Raw genomic sequence first — 508 nt, forward strand, 5'->3', positions numbered from 1 at the left:
GCGCTGGAAGCGGTGCTGGGCCTGACCCTGCCGGACCGCATCGGCAAGCGCGCCGCTACAGGTAGCGCCGAGGCCATCCGGCTTGGCCCCGACGAATGGACCCTTTATGTGCCGGCGGACCAGGTGGCGACGCTGACCGCTGCCTGCGCCGCGATCTATGCCGACCATCCGCACAGCCTCGTCGACATCTCCGGGCGCGAGGTCACGCTCTCGATCGAGGGGCCGAAGGCGGCCGAGCTGCTGACGCTCGGCTGCCCCCGCGACATCGCCACCATCGCGATCGGAGGGGGCCGCAGGACGATCTTCGACGGGGCGATGGTAGTGCTCCTGCGCGATGCGGAGGTCCGCTTCCGCATGGATGTATGGAACAGCTTCGCCGACCATATCGCCCATCTGCTCGAAACCGGCTGCAAGGAACTTGCCGCCGAATCGGCCTGATTTTCCAGAAGGAACCGCCCCGATGTTCGATCGCCTTCCCGACACCACCGTTTCCGACGCCGTCATCGCC

At 67.3% G+C, this 508-nt stretch carries 1 protein-coding gene; it reads left to right on the forward strand.

Going from position 1 to position 508, the window contains the following annotated elements; genetic code table 11:
• On the forward strand, nucleotides 1-438 hold a 438-nt coding region (gene soxG, locus CEV33_RS00220), incomplete at its 5' end, for a sarcosine oxidase subunit gamma family protein (RefSeq protein WP_141211510.1).
• Between the last annotated feature and the right edge of the window lie 70 nt (nucleotides 439-508).

The sequence above is a fragment of the Brucella grignonensis genome (assembly GCF_002252505.1).
GTDB classification, from domain to species: Bacteria; Pseudomonadota; Alphaproteobacteria; order Rhizobiales; family Rhizobiaceae; genus Brucella; species Brucella grignonensis.